Origin of the sequence: Pseudomonas sp. SW-3 (assembly GCF_016615645.1) — a bacterium.
Classification (GTDB): Bacteria; Pseudomonadota; Gammaproteobacteria; order Pseudomonadales; family Pseudomonadaceae; genus Aquipseudomonas; species Aquipseudomonas mandelii.
This window is the reverse complement of sequence record NZ_CP067098.1, coordinates 295,755-312,686: the sequence shown is the minus strand read 5'-3', so window position 1 is coordinate 312,686 and position 16,932 is coordinate 295,755. Positions and strand designations below refer to the sequence as shown.

Sequence of the window (16,932 nt, the reverse complement as noted above, 5' to 3'; positions counted from 1 at the left end):
GCCGCCATCGCGAGCAGGCTCGCTCCTACAATGGTCAGGGTGTAGCTTACAAATCCATCGCCCATAAAAAAGCGCCGCCATCCCGGCAGCGCTCTCATCAATCCTTTGTTTTTTCTTCTTATCCTTCCATCACATCCCACAACGCTTCCAGTTCCGCCTCGCTGAATAAACCAGCGGGGTAGCGCTCGATCATCATCCGGCGCGGATCAGGTTCTCTGATCTGACGCGTTCCATTGGACTTCAACCAGTGCGCCAGGACCTGGAGCGATTCGCTATTAACTGCCAGGGGATGCAACGCCCGCTCTCTCACTACGTTCACTTCGGCGTTCATTTCAGCGCTCTCTCCTGGTTCGTGAGCGGCTAACTTATCCAAGGTTTATGACAGAACATCGAAGTCCTCCCCCTCCCTGTTTCACTCCGTGACAGATACAAGAGCTGTGCCAATGTTTCCCAAGTGTCGACAAGTGGATACAAAGAAGCCCGCAGTCCTTTGGGGCTGCGGGCTTCTGGGTGAAGAGCGGGGATAAACCGGCGTCTTGGTGATTTTTCAGCCGGTTCAGGCTGTTACAACCCCACTCACTCCTTGTGCGGCGCCGGCTGTTGTTGGGTAAGGCAGTGGATGTTACCGCCCCCCAGTAACAGTTCGCGGCCCGGCACCATCACCACTTCATGCTGCGGGAATAGCGCCTGCAGAATCTCTTTCGCAGGACCGTCCAGCGGGTCGTCGAAACTTGGCGCGATAATGCCGCCGTTGACGATCAGGAAGTTCACGTAGGAACCGGCCAGACGCACGCTCGGATTACGCTCCTGAGTCCCGTCCACCGGATCCACGCCGGCACACTCTTCCTCGGTCGCATACAGCGGCCCCGGGATCGGCATCTTGTGCACCGTGAATGGGCGACCCTTGGCATCGGTGCTGCTTTCCAGCACTTTCATTGCCGCCTGGCAGCGCGGGTAGTTCGGGTCCTGCGGATCATCGGTCCAGGCCAGCAATACTTCACCCGGACGCACGTAGCAGCAGAAGTTATCCACATGGCCGTCGGTTTCGTCGTTGAACAGACCGTCCGGCAGCCAGATGATCTTATCCACAGCCAAATGAGCACTGAGCACCGCTTCGATTTCCCCACGGCTCAGGTGCGGGTTGCGATTGCGGTTGAGCAGGCATTCTTCGGTGGTGATCAGGGTGCCTTCGCCATCGACGTGAATCGAACCGCCCTCGAGCACGAAGCCCTCGGTACGGTAGCGCTGGCTGCGCTCGATCTCGAGGATCTTGCCGCCCACCTGCGAGTCGCGGTTCCACGGCGAGTACAAACCGCCATCGAAACCGCCCCACGAGTTGAAGTCCCAGTTCACACCACGGACTTCGCCACTGCTATTGATGACGAACGTCGGGCCGGTGTCGCGAACCCAGGCGTCGTCGCTGGACATCTCGACCACACGAATATTCGGCACGTCGAGACGGGCACGGGCGTTTTCGTATTGGCCGGCAGAGACCGCCACGGTCACCGGTTCGAAACGGGCGATGGCCTTGGCGACGGCCACGTGCGCGGCTTGCGCGGGTTTGCCGCCCAGGCGCCAGTTGTCCGGGCGCTCCGGCCAGATCATCCAGGTCTGGGTTTGTGGCGCCCACTCGGCGGGCATGTAGAAGCCATCGGCGCGCGGGGTGCTGTTTAAAGTGGTCATGCGATCAGGACTCCAGGGAACCGTCGAGGGTTTTGATCGCATTGTATAGGTTCGGGCGACGATCACGGAACGAACCCCACGCGCTGCGAATGTGCTCCAGCTCGTCGAGGTCGAAGCTCTGGACCAGCACGCCCTCTTCAGTCTTGTCGAGTTCCTGGACCTTCTCGCCGAACTGGTTGGCGATGAACGATGAGCCGTAGAACGTGATGTCGTAGCCGTCCTGTTCTTCGTTACCGATGCGGTTGCTCGCGATCAGCGGCATCAGGTTGGCGCCGGCATGGCCTTGTTGCACGCGCTGCCAGTGGTCGCGGGACGAAATGGTTTTGTCGTGCGGCTCGCTGCCGATGGCGGTCGGGTAGAACAGGATTTCCGCGCCCAGCAACGCCATGCTGCGAGCGCACTCCGGGAACCACTGGTCCCAGCAGATACCGACGCCGATTTTCGCGTAACGGGTGTTCCAGACTTTGAAGCCGGTATCGCCCGGGTTGAAGTAATACTTTTCGTGGTAACCCGGGCCGTCCGGGATGTGGCTTTTACGATAAATCCCGAGGTTGCTGCCGTCGGCATCGATGATCGCGATGCTGTTGAAACGGGCGCGGCCGGCCAGTTCATAGAAGCTGATCGGCAACACCACTTGCAGTTCCTTGGCGACTTTCCGGAAGTGCTTGATAGCGACGTTGTCTTCAACCGTCGTGGCCAGTTGCAGGTAATCCGGGTTCGGTTTCTGGCAGAAGTACGGCGCCTCGAACAGCTCCTGGATCAGTATGATCTGCGCGCCTTTGGCTGCAGCCTCACGAACCAGCTTCTCAGCGGTCTCGATGTTGGCTTCAAGGTCCCAGGAACAGGCCATCTGGGTGGCGGCGACGGTAACGATACGACTCATGGATCATCTCCGGGCAAGTGCTGATGGGTCGAGTATGGCCTCGACCGATGACAGAAACGGGAAGCACGGGCGCGATGAGGCACGCCGTGAGCAATGGCGACTTTATAGCCGATAAATATCGGCTTTAAAAGCAATTAATCTTCCGACCGTCTAGTTTTACGCACTTAATCCCGATAACAATCGACATTATCGAATACTCCTTCGCGGGCAAGCCTCGCTCCTACAGGCCATGCGCCAATTTGAAATCGCGCAAATTCTGTAGGAGCGAGGCTTGCCCGCGAAGGCGATATCAAGCCTTACAACCCTTCATCCAACACCTTCGAAAGCATGTCGACAAAGAAATCCACACTCCGGCGCGACGTCACCATCGGCGGTTTGATCTTCAGTACGTTCAGATAATCCCCTGTCGGCTGCATGAAAATCCCCAACTCCCGCAACCGGTCACACAGCGCCGTGGTTTCTTCGGTCGCCGGTTCCAGGGTCTCGCGGTTGCGGATCAGCTCGACACCCAGATAGAAGCCGGAACCATGCACCGCGCCCACCAACGGATGAATATCGATCAGCGCTTCAAGCCGCTCCTTGAAATACCCGCCCACCACCTGAGCGTTTTCCCAGAGCTTTTCTTCCTCCATCACGTCCAGCACCGCCATGCCGACCTGGCAACTGACTGGGCTGCCGCCGGCCGACGAGAAGAAGTAACCCTCGGCCTCCAGCGCCTCGGCGATTTCTCGGCGGGTGATGACCGCGCCCAACGGCTGGCCGTTGCCCATGCCTTTGGCCATCGTGATGATGTCCGGCACCACGCCTTGCTCCTCGAAGCCCCAGAAGAAGTGCCCCATGCGCCCGTAGCCGACCTGCACTTCATCGGCGATGCACACACCGCCTTGGGCGCGAACCAACGCATAGACCTGTTTCAGATAACCCGGCGGCAGCGATATCCCGCCGGCATTGCCGTACACCGGTTCGCAGATGAAACCGGCCAACTGGCGTTTCTGCTCAGCGATTTTCGCCAGGTTGTGTTCGACGCTGCGCACGTAGTCCGGCGCGCTGCCTGGGCCACGGAATTCGCCGCGATAGGTATTCGGCGCGATCACCGGATGCACCCAATCGGGACGGCTGCTCAAGGCTTGCGGGTTGTCGGCAATCGAGGTCGAAACCGCGTCCGCGCCGACTGTCCAGCCGTGATAAGCCTCCAGCACGCTGAGCATGTCGCGACCGCCGCTGTAGGCCCATGCCAGACGGATCGCCAAGTCATTGGCCTCGCTGCCGCTGTTGACCAGGAACACCCGGTCCATGCCCTCCGGCGACAGCTTCAGCAGGCGCTCGGAAAACTCGGCCACCGCCGCGTAGTTGAAGCGCGAGTTGGTATTGAGCAACGACCACTGACGGCTGGCCACCGCCGCCATGCGCGGATGACCGTGGCCCAGCACCGCGACGTTGTTGAGCATGTCGAGGTAGGAGCGGCCCTGCATGTCGATCAGGTGATTGCGCCAGCCACGCTCGATGCGCGGCGGGTCGACGTAATAATGCTTCTGCGTGCGCGCGAAACTGGCGTCACGGCGCGCCAGCAACGTCTGCGAATCGAGCTCGGCTTCAGCATCGCAAGCCAGCCCCAGCAGCGCCGCCGGTGACGGGCACAACGCTTGCCAGGCCGGTGCGCGAGACGGGGTGCAAAACAATGGCGCATCGAACGAAGCGCCTCGGCACAACTGCACAATCAACGGCCCGCTGACCGCACCCAGCACCTGACCTTTGACCAGCGCCGCGCCGGTGTGCAGCGACGGCGTCACGCCCCACAACCGCACGCTCAGTTGCGGACCGTCCAGTTGCAACACACCCGCCGCCGGCTGATGGACCACGCCGGCAAACGGCGATTCGACCGCCGTGCCGTTTGGCACTCGCAACTCCACGTGCAACGGGCAGGTGTCGGGTTCGCCTGAGCTATCTGGACGAGTACGGGACAGCCGGTATTGACCATAACGACTGGCCGCCAAGCCGTGAGCCGCCGCGGCCTCAGTCAGCAAACGCTGATCAACCCCCTCTTGCTCCCAGTTGCCCGCCTCAAAATGCGGGCTCAGCACACCCAGATCGATCAAGGCAAATTCACGCCCCACCAGGCTCGGCAGCAACGGCGCGAAACCTTCGCTGCCAATGCTCGGCAGTGTCTGGCCGACCGACGTCAGAATCGCCGCTTCCATCAATTCCAGCGGCAGCGACGTGGCCACGCGGAAGATCTCCCACTCGTGGCTCAGGTTGTCGCGGCTGTAATCATTGCCCGGATCGATGCTGACTTGCTGCTCGCCACTGAGCACCAGCACCGCCGCGCGCGCGACGATCAGCGGCCACAGCGCCCGCAGTTCTTCATGGGTGAGCGGATTGACGGCGTGATACGCCTGGACCGCCGGCAAAATATAGAAAGGATCGCCATCGGCGTGATGCAGCAACGCCGCGCAAGTGACCGACAGATCGGTGATGCGCCAGGTACGGATCAGGTCGCCGAAATCGATCACGCCCTGCAACTGCCATTGGCGTTGCGAGTCACGCTGCCAGACCACGTTGTCGTCGGTGATGTCCATGTGAATCGCCTGCACCGGCAGCTTGTCCACCAGCGGCAGCAAATGATGCTCGGCCCGTTCCGCCGCGTCGGCGATCAACCGGCGTTGCGCGTCATCCTTGATCACCGGCAGCAAATGGCCAATCAGCGCGCTGGCGTGGCGGGCATCCCACTGCAGCGTGCGCTCAAGGCCCGGATGCTCGAAAGCGGCCAGTGCCAGGTCCATTTCGCCGCACAGCCGACCGAAACCGGCCACCACCGGACCGGGCAAATGATCGAGGTGCGTCAGCGACTGGCCTTCGATGTAATCGAGCAGGCGCATATGCACGGCCTGCCCCCCGACTTCCAGCGTGAGCAGTTCAGCGCCGTTTATTGCAGGAATCACTCGCGGCACATGCACGCCGGAGTGTTCACCCAACTGCTTGAGTCCGGCATGTTGGGCTTGCAGCTCCAGCGCCGAATAGTCGCCACGGCAGATTTTCAGGACGAAACGCCCTTGATCACTGTCGACCCGAAAATTGAGGTCCTGCTGGCTACCCAGGGCGTGCAACCTTCCACTCAGCCCGTAATGCCCTTCCAGCAGCTCTAGCGCTTGCTCCGCAGACACTTGCGGGCTGGGCAAACTGGCGCGGTGAATCAACGTGGCGAGCGGCATACAACGACCCCTGAAATGTTATTAGGCGCCTATATCGCCACTGCATCGGTCGAGAATCAACCCCCCCCTGGTGCGGCAAATGCCAATTACGACCAACAACCCTCTTGCACCGCCCTGCTCCTGCCGACAAGCTATGCTCATTCGCTTTATCGTCTTACAGAAAAAGGCTGGCCAACATGCGTATTCTCATCACCGGCGGTGCCGGTTTCATTGGCTCTGCCCTGATTCGCCACCTCATTCGGCACACCGGGCATGAAGTGCTCAACCTGGACAAACTGACCTACGCCGGCAATCTCGAGTCGCTGACCAGCATTGCCACCGACACCCGCTACGAATTCGTCCAGGCCGATATCGTCGACCAGGCCACCGTCAGTGCGGTACTGGCACGTTTCCAGCCTCACGCGATCATGCACCTGGCGGCAGAATCCCATGTCGACCGTTCTATTGACGGTCCGTCGGACTTCATCCAGACCAATATCGTCGGCACCTACAGCCTGCTCGAGGCCACTCGCGCCTACTGGCAGACGCTGGCCGAGCCGGAAAAAAGCGCCTTCCGCTTCCATCACATCTCCACCGACGAAGTCTACGGCGACCTGCACGGCGTTGATGATCTGTTCACCGAAACCACACCTTACGCGCCCAGCTCACCCTATTCGGCGAGCAAAGCGGCGTCCGACCATCTGGTCCGCGCCTGGCAGCGCACCTACGGCTTGCCGGTGTTGCTGACCAATTGCTCGAACAACTACGGGCCGTTCCACTTCCCCGAAAAACTGATTCCGCTGGTGATCCTCAACGCCTTGGCCGGCAAGCCGCTGCCGGTTTACGGAAACGGCCTGCAGGTGCGTGACTGGCTGTTTGTCGAAGATCACGCCCGGGCGCTGCTCAAAGTGGTCACCGAAGGCGTGGTCGGCGAGACCTACAACATTGGCGGTCACAACGAGCAAAAGAACATCGACGTGGTGCGTGGCATCTGCGCGTTGCTCGAAGAGTTGGCACCGAACAAGCCTGAAGGCGTGGCTCATTTCGCTGACCTGATTACCTTCGTCCAGGACCGGCCGGGCCACGACCTGCGCTACGCCATCGACGCGAGCAAGATCGAGCGCGAACTGGGCTGGGTGCCCGAAGAAACCTTCGAAACCGGCCTGCGCAAAACCGTTCAGTGGTACCTCGACAACCTGGAATGGTGCCGTCGCGTTCAGGATGGCAGTTATCAGGGCGAACGTCTGGGCGCCCTCAATACCAAGGAGCTGCTCGCATGATGAAAGGCATCGTTTTGGCCGGTGGCTCCGGCACGCGTCTGCACCCGATCACGCTTGGCGTCTCCAAGCAGCTGTTGCCGGTGTACGACAAACCGATGATCTACTACCCGATCTCGGTCCTGATGCTGGCCGGCATCAAAGATATTTTGTTGATCTCCACGCCTCAGGATTTGCCGCAATACCGCAACCTGCTGGGTGACGGCAGTCAGTTCGGCGTCAACTTCAGCTACGCCGAACAGCCGTCGCCGGACGGTTTGGCCCAGGCTTTCCTGATCGGCGAAGAATTTATTGGCGACGATCCGGTGTGCCTGATCCTCGGCGACAACATCTTCCATGGGCAGCACTTTGGCGAACAGTTGAAAAACGCGGCCATGCGCCCTTCCGGCGCCACCGTGTTTGGGTATTGGGTCAAGGATCCGGAGCGCTTCGGCGTGATTGATTTCGACAGAGAAGGCCGCGCCCTGTCGATCGAAGAGAAGCCGAAAAAGCCGAAGTCCAGCTATGCCGTGACCGGCCTGTATTTCTACGACAACGATGTGATCGAGATCGCCAAAGCGGTGAAGCCTTCGCCGCGTGGAGAGCTGGAGATCACCGACATCAACAACGCTTACCTGCAACGCGGCGATCTGCAGGTCGAGCGCTTCGGTCGCGGGTTCGCCTGGCTCGACACCGGCACCCACGACAGCCTGCTCGAAGCCTCGCAATACGTGCAGACCATCGAGCACCGCCAAGGCCTGAAAGTCGCTTGCCTCGAAGAAATCGCTTACGAAAATGGCTGGATCAGCCGCGAGCTGTTGCTGGAGCGCGCCAGCTATTTCGGCAAGACCGGCTATGGCCAGTACCTCTTCAAACTGGCCGGGGAAGAACAATGAATGTGATTGAAACCGCCTTGCCCGGCGTGCTGATCATTGAACCCAAGGTGTTTGGTGACGAGCGCGGTTTTTTCTACGAAAGCTTCAATGCCAAGGCGTTCGAAGAAGCGACCGGCCTGGACACGCAGTTTGTTCAGGATAACCACTCCCGCTCGCAGAAAGGCGTGCTGCGCGGCCTGCACTATCAGCTGGAAAATACCCAGGGGAAACTGGTGCGGGTAACCGTCGGCGAAGTGCTCGACGTCGCGGTGGACATCCGTCGCAGCTCGCCGAATTTCGGCCAGTGGGAAGCGGTGCGCCTGTCTGCAGAAAACCGTCGCCAACTCTGGGTGCCGGAAGGGTTCGCCCATGGGTTTGTGGTGCTGAGCGATTTCGCCGAGTTTCTCTATAAGACTACGGACTATTACACGCCGTCCGCCGAGCGTTGCATTCGCTGGGACGATCCGACGCTTGCCATCGACTGGCAACTGGACGAAGCGCCCAAACTGTCGGCCAAGGATCAGAACGGCAAAAGCCTGAAAGAGGCTGATCTGTTTCCATGAAAATTCTTATCTGCGGTCAGCACGGTCAGGTTTCGCGTGAGTTGCAGCTTCGCCTGGGTGCTGTTGGCGAATGGGTTGTTTTGGGTCGCGATCAGCTCGATCTGACTCAGCCGCAACAGATTCGTCAGCAAGTGCAGCGCGTTCGCCCGGACCTGATCATCAACGCCGCCGCTCACACCGCGGTCGATCAAGCTGAAAGCGAGCCGGAGTTGGCGTTTGCCATCAACGCGACCGGGCCGGGTATTTTGGCCGAAGAAGCGTCGGCGCTGGGTATCCCGCTGATTCACTACTCCACCGATTATGTCTTCGACGGCAGCAAAGCCGAGCCTTACAACGAAGCCGATTTGCCCAACCCGCTCGGCGTTTACGGCAAGAGCAAGCTGGCCGGCGAGCAAGCGATCAGCGCGGTACAAGGCCAGCACCTGATCCTGCGCACCAGTTGGGTCTACTCGACCCACGGTCGTAATTTCCTGCTGATCATGCAACGCCTGCTGCAAGAAAAGCCGGAGATGCGCATTGTCGCCGACCAGATCGGCGCGCCCACCTGGGCCGGCACGATCGCCAGCAGCACCGTCGCACTGATCGAACGCTGGCAAGCGGGACAGGCCGGGGCCTGGGGCACGTATCACTTGACCGCTCAGGGTGAGACTTCCTGGTTCGGTTTCGCCCAAGCCATCGGCCAGGCACTGCGGGATCAGGGCAAGCCTTGCGCAAACCTGCTGCCGATCCCCTCCAGCGACTATCCGACGCCGGCCGCCCGGCCATTGAACTCGCGCCTGGATTGCAGCCGCCTGCAACGCGAATGGGGCGTCAGTCAGCCTGACTGGCAAACCGCGCTGCGCGAGTGTCTTGACGAGCAAGCCTAGGCATAATGCGCCTGTACCCACAGGCGCCCGATGCTCATGACTCCGACCCTTCCCCGCAGACCCCGCTGGCGCAGCCTCGCACTGCTTGCGCTGTGCCTGGCGCCGTTGCTGTGGCCGCTGGAGCATCTGGCCGAGCGTTACTACCGCAGCGAGCTGGCCGGGCAGAACCGTCAGACCCTCGACCTTTACGTTGCCAACCTGCTGGGCACGCTGCACCGTTATGAAGTGTTGCCGCAGATCCTCGGCGACCTGCCGGCCCTGCGCGCGGTGCTCGGGGCGCCGGATGACAGCGTCACCCAAGGCAATGCCAATCGCCTGTTGAAAAACATCAGCGCCCAGACCGGCGCCGAAGTCATGTACCTGATGGACACCACGGGCAAGACCCTGGCCGCATCGAACTGGGACAAACACGACAGTTTCGTCGGCCGCAATTTTTCCTTCCGTCCGTATTTCAGCGAAGCCATGGCCGGGCGGCTCGGGCGCTTTTTCGGCTTAGGCACCACGTCAGCCAAGCGCGGCTATTTCTTCGCCGCCGCCGTGCGCAACGGCGAGAAAATCATCGGCGTACTGGTGGTCAAGGTCGACCTGGACCACACCGAAAGCCTGTGGGGTAAAACCCCGGAACAACTGCTGCTGACCGACCATAACGGTGTGGTCATCCTCACGTCGCGGCCTGAGTGGCGATTCCGCTCGACCCGGCCCTTGAGCGAAGAAGAAAGCAAAGCGATCACTGCGATCCAGCCGTACCCGACCCGCGATCCGAAACCATTGAGGCTCAACCCCAACGCCTGGCTGACTCAAACCCAGCAGATCGCCGAAACCGGCTGGAACGTCAGCATCCTCGCCCCCCGCACCCTGATCGACCGCCCGGTGCGTACCGTTGTCGCCATTGGCGGCGCGACGTTGCTGGTCTTGATGTTGCTGCTCGGCCTGATGATGCAGCGCCGCCGCCATTACCTCGAACGCATCGCCTTCGAAGCCAAGGCGCGGCGCGAGCTGGAAGGCCGGGTCGCCGAGCGGACCAGTGACCTCGAAGGCCTCAACCGTCGATTGAAACAGGAAGTGCTGGAGCGCGAACATGCCCAGCAGGAACTGGTGCGCGCCCAGGACGACTTGGTGCAGGCCGGCAAGTTGTCGGCGCTGGGGACGATGTCGGCGAGCATCAGCCACGAATTGAATCAACCGTTGGCCGCCATTCGCAGCTACGCGGAAAACGCCGAAGTGCTGCTCGATCATCAGCGCACCGACGATGCCCGCGGCAACCTCAAGCTGATCAGCGAACTGACCGGACGCATGGCGTCGATCATTGCTCATTTGCGCGCCTTCGCCCGGCGCGATCGCCATGCGCCGGAAAGTGTCGCCCTGCAACCAGCATTGGATGACGCCCTGGCGTTGCTGGCCAAGCGTCGGCGCAGCATGGAAGTCGAACTGATCCGCGATTTGCCGGCGGCCACGTTGTGGGTCGAGGCCGGGGAAACCCGCCTGCGCCAGGTGCTCGGCAACCTGTTGGCCAACGCGCTGGACGCGCTGACCGAAAAAGGCCCGCCGCGTAAACTCTGGTTGAGTGCCCAATCCACCGCGGACGGCGTCACGCTGTACATTCGCGACAACGGCCCCGGCTTCTGCATGGAAGCCCTTGGTCGCGCCAGCGAGCCCTTCTACACCACCAAGACCCGCACCCAGGGGCTTGGCCTGGGGTTGGCGATTTGCGAAACCCTGATGCGCGCCTTCGGCGGTGAACTGTCGTTCGCCAACCACAAGGAAGGCGGCGCCCTGATTACCCTGAAGTTGCGCGCAGGCGCACCGGGTGTGAGCCTGCAACCGTCCGAGGACCGAAGTGCATGACCATCGATAACCGTGTCCAGGTCGTGCTGATCGACGACGATCCCCACCTGCGTCAGGCGTTGAGCCAGACGCTGGACCTGGCGGGCCTGAAAATCCTGCCACTGGCCGAAGCCAAGGGCCTGGCCGGGCAACTGGAGCGCGACTGGCCCGGCGTGGTGGTCAGCGACATCCGCATGCCGGGCATGGACGGCCTCGAACTGCTGACCGAACTGCATGCCCAGGACCCTGAGTTGCCCGTGTTGCTGATCACCGGCCACGGCGATGTGCCGCTGGCCGTGCAAGCGATGCGTGCCGGGGCGTATGACTTCCTGGAAAAACCCTTCGCCAGCGACGCGCTGCTGGACAGCGTTCGCCGCGCCTTGGCCCTGCGCCGACTGGTTCTGGATAACCGCAGCCTGCGTCTGGCCCTGAGCGATCGCAATGAACTGAGCACCCGACTGGTCGGGCAATCGGCGCCGATGCTGCGCTTGCGCGAGCAAATTGGTGCGCTGGCGGCAACTAAGGCTGACGTGCTGATTCTTGGCGAAACCGGTGCCGGCAAAGAAGTCGTGGCCCGCGCGCTGCACGATTTGTCGAGCCGACGTAGCGGTCCGTTTGTAGCGATCAACGCCGGGGCCTTGGCTGAGTCTGTGGTGGAAAGCGAGCTGTTCGGTCACGAGCCGGGGGCCTTCACCGGCGCGCAAAAGCGTCGCATCGGCAAATTCGAATTCGCCAACGGCGGCACGTTGTTTCTCGATGAAATCGAAAGCATGAGCCTGGATGTGCAGGTGAAACTGCTGCGCTTGCTTCAGGAGCGCGTGGTCGAGCGTTTGGGCGGCAATCAACTGATCCCGTTGGACATCCGCATCATCGCCGCGACCAAGGAAGACCTGCGTCAATCCGCCGATCAAGGGCGCTTCCGGGCCGACTTGTATTACCGCCTGAACGTCGCGCCGCTGCGTATTCCGCCGCTGCGTGAGCGCGGCGAAGACGCGCTGGTGCTGTTCCAGTATTTCGCCGACGAAGCCAGCGCCCGCCATGGCTTGCCGCCCCATGAACTGCAACCGGGGCAACGCGCCCTGCTGCTGCGCCACACCTGGCCGGGCAACGTGCGTGAACTGCAAAACGCCGCCGAACGTTTTGCCCTGGGCCTGGAACTGGCCCTGGACAACAACACACCGGAGGGCGCTGCCGGCATGACCGTCGAAGTGGTCAGCGGCGGCCTGAGCGAGCAAGTGGAAAACTTCGAGAAATCGTTGATTGCCGCCGAACTGGCGCGCTCTCACAGCTCGGTGCGCAGCCTCGCCGAGGCCCTCGGCATTCCGCGCAAGACTCTGCACGACAAACTGCGCAAGCACGGCCTGAACTTCGCCGACGGTGGCTCCAGCAGCCACACCGACGAACTCGATTGAGCTACCGTCCCATCATCATCTTTAAAAAAGAGACCCGTGAATGAGCCGCGACAGTCGTCACCTGGAATCAGTCCTCCACCGCGATATTCCGTTGACCCGGGACATGGGCCTCAAAGTGCTCGACTGGCACGACCAGCAACTGCGACTGCACTTGCCACTGGAGGCCAACGTCAATCACAAAAGCACCATGTTCGGCGGCAGCCTGTACTGCGGCGCCGTGCTGGCAGGTTGGGGCTGGCTGCATTTGCGCTTGCACGAAGAAGGGATTGAAGGCGGGCACATCGTGATTCAAGAGGGGCACATCACTTATCCGCTGCCGGTGACCATGGACGCGATTGCGATTTGCCAGGCGCCGAGCGCGGTGGTGTGGAAGAAGTTTCTGGCGATGTATCAGCGCTATGGACGGGCGCGGCTGACGTTGCATTCGCGGATCGTCAATGCCGATAGTGATGAGGATGCGGTGAGGTTTACCGGGCAGTACGTCTTGCACCGGTAAAGACACAAAACCTGTGGCGAGGGAGCTTGCTCCCGCCGGCCGGTCCGCGCTTGGGTGCAGCAGTCGCACATCAGGCAGCCGGGTTTAACTGATGCTGCGCGGAGTCTAGGTTTTGGGGCCGCTTCGCAGCCCAGCGGGAGCACGCTCCCTCGCCACAGGTTTGGGTGAACTCAGGATCGGGCCAGTTCCAGTAACTTCTCTCGCCACGCAGCCTTCGCCGGCAGCGCCAGAAAAAACTCATTCAACAGCGATTCCCGCGCCGGATAACAAAAAGGCTTCCCGCTCAAATCCAGCACTTCACCACCCGCCCCTTCCAGCACACCTTGGGCCGCCGCCGTGTCCCACTGCGAGGTCGGCGCCAGGCGCGGATAACAATCCGCCGCGCCTTCCGCCAGCAAACAGAACTTCAACGAACTGCCGATATTAGCCAGTTGCAACTCACCCAGACTGGCGCTCAAACCGGCCAGCAAACGTTCCTGCTCGGGGCTTGAATGCCGGCGGCTGGCGACGACGGTAAACGCCTCACCCGCAGCAGGAACCTCACGAACCTGAATCGGCAACGCCTCGGCACCTTGATCACCGCGCCACGCGCCCAGACCGGCACCACCGACATAAAACCGCCCGTTGGTCGGCATCGACACCACGCCAAACACCACCCGGCCCTCCTCGATCAGCGCGATGTTGACGGTGAACTCTTCGCTGCCGGAGATGAACTCCTTGGTCCCGTCCAACGGGTCCACCAGCCACCAACGCTGCCAGCCGGCTCGCACGCTTTGGGGAATGTTGGCGTCTTCTTCGGACAGCACCGGAATACTCGGGTCCAGTGCCGTCAGTCCGTCCAGGATCAGATGGTGGGCGGCCAGATCGGCTGCGGTGACGGGCGAATCGTCAGCCTTGGCGGTCACCGCCGTGCCGATGCGCCAGAACGGCAAAATCGCTTCGCCAGCCTTCAACGCCAGCTCAATCACAGGCGCCATCAATGGATGCGGGAACGTCATGGCAGAAACACCCCTCGCTGAGTCAGCAGATCACGGGCCAGATACAGCGCCGCCAAGGCACGGCCCTCGGTGAATCGCGGGTTCTGCGCCAGGGATGAGAGCTCGCGCAGGTTGATCTTGTCCACGCCCATCGGCTCGGGCTCGTCGCCCTCCAGGCGCTCTTCGTACAGATCGGTGGCCAGCACCACCTGGATCTTCTGGCTCATGTAACCGGGCGACAACGACAACTCGGTCAGGTGCTCCAGTTGCCGCGCGCCATACCCGGCCTCTTCCTTGAGTTCGCGCTCGGCCGCCGCCAGCACGTCTTCGCCCGGCTCGATCAAGCCTTTGGGCAACGACAGCTCATAAGCATCGGTGCCGCCCACAATACTCTTCGACCAGCACGGCATGATCCGCATCGAGCATCGCCACGATCATCACCGCGCCATAGCCGGCGCCTTTGCCGACCAAGCGCTCGTAGGTGCGCTCCACGCCATTGGAAAAGCGCAGCTTCAGCTCCTCGACGCAGAACAAACGGCTGGTGGCGACGATCTCGCGGGCGAGTACGGTGGGTTTCTGGCGCATGAAAGGCTCCTTGGCGTAAGCGGGTTACTATACCCGGCCTATCCTGATTGTTGACCTCGGATATCTTTTTTACCGCTGGAGAAGTTTTTTATGTCCCCTGCTGCCCTGGCGCGACATCGACACCGTTCTGCTGGATATGGACGGCACGCTGCTGGACCTGCACTACGACAACCATTTCTGGATGGAGCACCTGCCTCAGCGTTACGCCGAGTTGCACGGGGTCAGCCGGGCCATGGCCGAGATGGAATTGCAGCCGCTGTTCGAACGCAACGCCGGCCAACTGCAGTGGTATTGCCTGGATTTCTGGAGCGCCGAGCTGAAACTGCCGGTGCGCGAACTGAAACTGGAAACCGCCCACCTGATCGCCCTGCGGCCCGATGCGGACACGTTTCTGGCGGCGATCAAACAGGCGGGCAAGCGCGTGGTGATGATCACCAATGCGCACCGTGACTCGCTGTCATTGAAGCTGGAACGGATTGAACTGGCGCCCTACTTCGAGCGGTTGATCAGCTCGCATGACTATGGTTTTCCCAAGGAGAATCCGCAGTTCTGGGAGGCGTTGCAGGCCGACATCGGTTTTGATCCGGCGCGCAGCCTGTTTATCGACGACACGTTGCCGATCCTGCGCAGTGCGCAGAGTTTTGGGGTGGCGCACCTGTTGGCGGTGAGTGAGCCGGACAGTCGCAAAGGGCCGAAGGACACGGCGGAGTTTGCGGCGGTGGGGGATTATCGGGAGCTTATTGCAGGGCTTTAGACCTTATCGCCTGCTTCGCGGGCAAGTCGGAACGCCGCATCGCTCGCTCCGACTTGCCCGCGAAGGCCATCAAACGGACTTAAGGATTACTCAGGAATCCGCAACGTCTGCCCCGGATAGATCTTGTCCGGATGCTTGAGCATCGGTTTGTTGGCCTCGAAGATTTTTTGATACTTGTTGGCATCGCCATACACGCGCAAGGAAATAGCGCTGAGGGTGTCGCCCTTCACGACGGTGACAAACTTTGCGGCCACTACCACCGGCCCGGTCACGGTCATCTGATCGTCCACGCTGCCAACTCCAGCGATATTGCCCACCGCCAGCAGAATCTTTTCCTTCTCTTCCTGGCTGCCCACATCACCGGTGACGGTGACTTTGTCGCCGTCCACCGTAGCCTGCACATTCGGGTTACCCAGGCCGACCTTGCTGATGTGTTCCTTCAACTGCTCACTGGCATTGGCGTTGCCCGGTGTCAGTAGATCGATAAGTTTTTCGCCTGCTTCTTTCACAAAGCTAAAAATACTCATGGTGCACGCTCCTTGGGTTTAGGGTTCCAGACGCAAAAGACTAGACCAAGCTTGAAACCCCCGGTTCCAACCCGACCAATGACGCTGATCCGGCACAAGCGCTAGAATCCCGACCTTCACCGCGCCCTGGAGCGAAGATGGACATCAAGCAGCTGAAATTCCTCATCGCCCTCGACGAAACCCGCCACTTCGGCCAGGCCGCGGCGCGCTGCCATATTACCCAGCCGACCCTGTCCATGCGCCTGCGCAGCCTCGAAGAAGAACTCGACCTGCCGCTGGTCAATCGTGGCCAGCGCTTCGAAGGCTTCACCGCGCCGGGCGAGCGCGTGTTGGCGTGGGCACGCACGGTGCTGGCGGCCTACGACGGCTTGCAGGCCGAGGCGGCCGCCTGTCGCGGCAATCTGGTCGGTACGCTGCGGTTGGGCGTGGTGCCGCTGTCGAGTTTCGATCCGCTGCCGTTGATGCAACGCCTGCATGCCGAACACCCGAACCTGCGCTTTGAACTCTCGGCCCTGAGCTCCGAACAAATCCTCGAACAACTGGCGAACAATCGCCTGGACCTCGGCGTGTCTTACCTGGAGCGACTGGACAACGAGCGTTTCGATTCCCTGGCCTTCAGCGAAACCCACATGGGCCTGCTCTACGATCAGCGCTTCTTCAGCTTTGGCGAGGCGCCGTTGAGTTGGGAGTCCTTGATCGAGTTGCCCTTGGGCATGCTCACCAGCGGCATGCACTTTCGCCAGTCCATCGATCACAACTTCCACAGCCGCGGCCTGACACCCCAGCCGCTTCTGCAAACCGACGCGGTCCACCAATTGTTACAAGGGGTGCACGGCGGCCTCTGCTGCGCGGTGATGCCGTTGGATGGCGGCCTGGAAAACCTCACCGATCACTTGCGTCTGCAACCCATCGAAAACGCCAAGACCCTTGCCCGGCTTGGGCTGATCATGCGTCGCAGCGCCCCGCGTTCGGCGCTGGCCGAAGCCTGCTTTGCGATCTATCAGAAATCGCTGACAGCTTCTTGATCGATGTCATCTATCGGT

General features: G+C 61.2%; 15 protein-coding genes and 1 pseudogene. 9 read left to right on the top strand and 7 right to left on the bottom strand.

The features are described 5' to 3' along the window. Positions 1–118: 118 nt before the first annotated feature. The 4 genes from JIO00_RS01375 to JIO00_RS01360 form a co-directional block, all read right to left on the bottom strand. Positions 119–331 (bottom strand): hypothetical protein, encoded by a 213-nt coding sequence (locus JIO00_RS01375; protein ID WP_010464685.1) that lies wholly within the window; start codon positions 329–331, stop codon positions 119–121. A gap of 245 nt (positions 332–576) precedes the next feature. Next, the gene (aguA, locus tag JIO00_RS01370; protein ID WP_145309138.1) at positions 577–1,683 is read right to left on the bottom strand and encodes an agmatine deiminase; all 1,107 of its coding nucleotides are present in this window, start codon (positions 1,681–1,683) and stop codon (positions 577–579) included. A gap of 4 nt (positions 1,684–1,687) precedes the next feature. Continuing rightward, positions 1,688–2,566, bottom strand: a complete 879-nt coding sequence (gene aguB / locus JIO00_RS01365; protein ID WP_077747518.1) for an N-carbamoylputrescine amidase — start codon at positions 2,564–2,566, stop codon at positions 1,688–1,690. Positions 2,567–2,862: 296 nt separating this feature from the next. Further along, a complete protein-coding gene (locus JIO00_RS01360) occupies positions 2,863–5,775 on the bottom strand; it encodes an aminotransferase (RefSeq protein ID WP_200667473.1) in 2,913 nt (970 codons plus the stop codon). Positions 5,776–5,951: 176 nt separating this feature from the next. Here JIO00_RS01360 and rfbB point away from each other — a divergent pair, with 176 nt between their 5' ends. Genes rfbB through JIO00_RS01325 form a run of 7 tightly spaced genes read left to right on the top strand, consistent with a single transcriptional unit; the run spans position 5,952 to position 13,046 of the window. Next, the gene (gene rfbB / locus JIO00_RS01355; RefSeq protein WP_102593435.1) at positions 5,952–7,034 is read left to right on the top strand and encodes a dTDP-glucose 4,6-dehydratase; all 1,083 of its coding nucleotides are present in this window, start codon (positions 5,952–5,954) and stop codon (positions 7,032–7,034) included. Further along, a complete protein-coding gene (gene rfbA / locus JIO00_RS01350; RefSeq protein WP_042932450.1) occupies positions 7,031–7,906 on the top strand; it encodes a glucose-1-phosphate thymidylyltransferase RfbA in 876 nt (291 codons plus the stop codon). Before rfbB ends, rfbA begins: the two co-directional genes overlap by 4 nt. Then, positions 7,903–8,448: a dTDP-4-dehydrorhamnose 3,5-epimerase gene (gene rfbC / locus JIO00_RS01345; protein ID WP_102593434.1), complete on the top strand. Its 546-nt coding sequence runs from the start codon at positions 7,903–7,905 to the stop codon at positions 8,446–8,448. The genes rfbA and rfbC overlap by 4 nt, the downstream gene beginning before the upstream one ends. Continuing rightward, positions 8,445–9,314, top strand: coding sequence for a dTDP-4-dehydrorhamnose reductase (gene rfbD, locus JIO00_RS01340; protein ID WP_200667472.1), 870 nt, complete (start codon positions 8,445–8,447; stop codon positions 9,312–9,314). Before rfbC ends, rfbD begins: the two co-directional genes overlap by 4 nt. A gap of 36 nt (positions 9,315–9,350) precedes the next feature. Next, on the top strand, positions 9,351–11,159 hold the full coding sequence (locus tag JIO00_RS01335; RefSeq protein ID WP_010464701.1) for a sensor histidine kinase: 1,809 nt from the start codon (positions 9,351–9,353) through the stop codon (positions 11,157–11,159). Beyond that, positions 11,156–12,550 carry a sigma-54-dependent transcriptional regulator gene (locus JIO00_RS01330; RefSeq protein WP_200667471.1) on the top strand — a complete coding sequence of 465 codons (1,395 nt, stop codon included), beginning with the start codon at positions 11,156–11,158 and terminating at the stop codon, positions 12,548–12,550. Before JIO00_RS01335 ends, JIO00_RS01330 begins: the two co-directional genes overlap by 4 nt. A 40-nt stretch (positions 12,551–12,590) precedes the next feature. Continuing rightward, entirely contained in the window at positions 12,591–13,046 is a 456-nt protein-coding gene (locus JIO00_RS01325) for a YiiD C-terminal domain-containing protein (protein ID WP_154502605.1), read from the top strand. A 170-nt stretch (positions 13,047–13,216) separates the two neighbouring features. On the opposite strand, the gene cysQ is transcribed toward JIO00_RS01325, so the two are convergent. Further along, entirely contained in the window at positions 13,217–14,044 is an 828-nt protein-coding gene (cysQ, locus tag JIO00_RS01320) for a 3'(2'),5'-bisphosphate nucleotidase CysQ (protein WP_154502602.1), read from the bottom strand. Continuing rightward, a pseudogene (nudE, locus tag JIO00_RS01315) lies at positions 14,041–14,608 on the bottom strand (ADP compounds hydrolase NudE). Before nudE ends, cysQ begins: the two are co-directional and overlap by 4 nt. A 136-nt stretch (positions 14,609–14,744) precedes the next feature. Between nudE and yrfG the strand changes: the two are divergent. Further along, positions 14,745–15,362, top strand: a complete 618-nt coding sequence (gene yrfG / locus JIO00_RS01310; protein WP_200667470.1) for a GMP/IMP nucleotidase — start codon at positions 14,745–14,747, stop codon at positions 15,360–15,362. Positions 15,363–15,448: 86 nt separating this feature from the next. Here the strand turns inward: yrfG and lysM are convergent, their stop codons facing one another. After that, complete coding sequence (gene lysM / locus JIO00_RS01305; RefSeq protein ID WP_010464714.1) at positions 15,449–15,889, bottom strand: peptidoglycan-binding protein LysM; 441 nt, start codon at positions 15,887–15,889, stop codon at positions 15,449–15,451. 137 nt (positions 15,890–16,026) lie between these two features. Here lysM and JIO00_RS01300 point away from each other — a divergent pair, with 137 nt between their 5' ends. After that, the gene (locus JIO00_RS01300) at positions 16,027–16,914 is read left to right on the top strand and encodes a LysR family transcriptional regulator (protein WP_200667468.1); all 888 of its coding nucleotides are present in this window, start codon (positions 16,027–16,029) and stop codon (positions 16,912–16,914) included. Positions 16,915–16,932 lie beyond the last annotated feature (18 nt).

Excerpts from the sequence above, each read along its gene's own strand:
- rfbA (WP_042932450.1), top strand. The coding sequence starts at position 7,031 with ATGATGAAAGGCATCGTTTTGGCCGGTGGCTCCGGCACGCGTCTGCAC.
- JIO00_RS01330 (WP_200667471.1), top strand. The coding sequence starts at position 11,156 with ATGACCATCGATAACCGTGTCCAGGTCGTGCTGATCGACGACGATCCC.
- JIO00_RS01360 (WP_200667473.1), bottom strand. The coding sequence starts at position 5,775 with ATGCCGCTCGCCACGTTGATTCACCGCGCCAGTTTGCCCAGCCCGCAA.
- JIO00_RS01325 (WP_154502605.1), top strand. The coding sequence starts at position 12,591 with ATGAGCCGCGACAGTCGTCACCTGGAATCAGTCCTCCACCGCGATATT.
- aguA (WP_145309138.1), bottom strand. The coding sequence starts at position 1,683 with ATGACCACTTTAAACAGCACCCCGCGCGCCGATGGCTTCTACATGCCC.
- yrfG (WP_200667470.1), top strand. The coding sequence starts at position 14,745 with ATGGACGGCACGCTGCTGGACCTGCACTACGACAACCATTTCTGGATG.
- rfbD (WP_200667472.1), top strand. The coding sequence starts at position 8,445 with ATGAAAATTCTTATCTGCGGTCAGCACGGTCAGGTTTCGCGTGAGTTG.
- lysM (WP_010464714.1), bottom strand. The coding sequence starts at position 15,889 with ATGAGTATTTTTAGCTTTGTGAAAGAAGCAGGCGAAAAACTTATCGAT.
- cysQ (WP_154502602.1), bottom strand. The coding sequence starts at position 14,044 with ATGACGTTCCCGCATCCATTGATGGCGCCTGTGATTGAGCTGGCGTTG.
- JIO00_RS01375 (WP_010464685.1), bottom strand. The coding sequence starts at position 331 with ATGAACGCCGAAGTGAACGTAGTGAGAGAGCGGGCGTTGCATCCCCTG.
- aguB (WP_077747518.1), bottom strand. The coding sequence starts at position 2,566 with ATGAGTCGTATCGTTACCGTCGCCGCCACCCAGATGGCCTGTTCCTGG.
- rfbC (WP_102593434.1), top strand. The coding sequence starts at position 7,903 with ATGAATGTGATTGAAACCGCCTTGCCCGGCGTGCTGATCATTGAACCC.
- rfbB (WP_102593435.1), top strand. The coding sequence starts at position 5,952 with ATGCGTATTCTCATCACCGGCGGTGCCGGTTTCATTGGCTCTGCCCTG.
- JIO00_RS01300 (WP_200667468.1), top strand. The coding sequence starts at position 16,027 with ATGGACATCAAGCAGCTGAAATTCCTCATCGCCCTCGACGAAACCCGC.
- JIO00_RS01335 (WP_010464701.1), top strand. The coding sequence starts at position 9,351 with ATGACTCCGACCCTTCCCCGCAGACCCCGCTGGCGCAGCCTCGCACTG.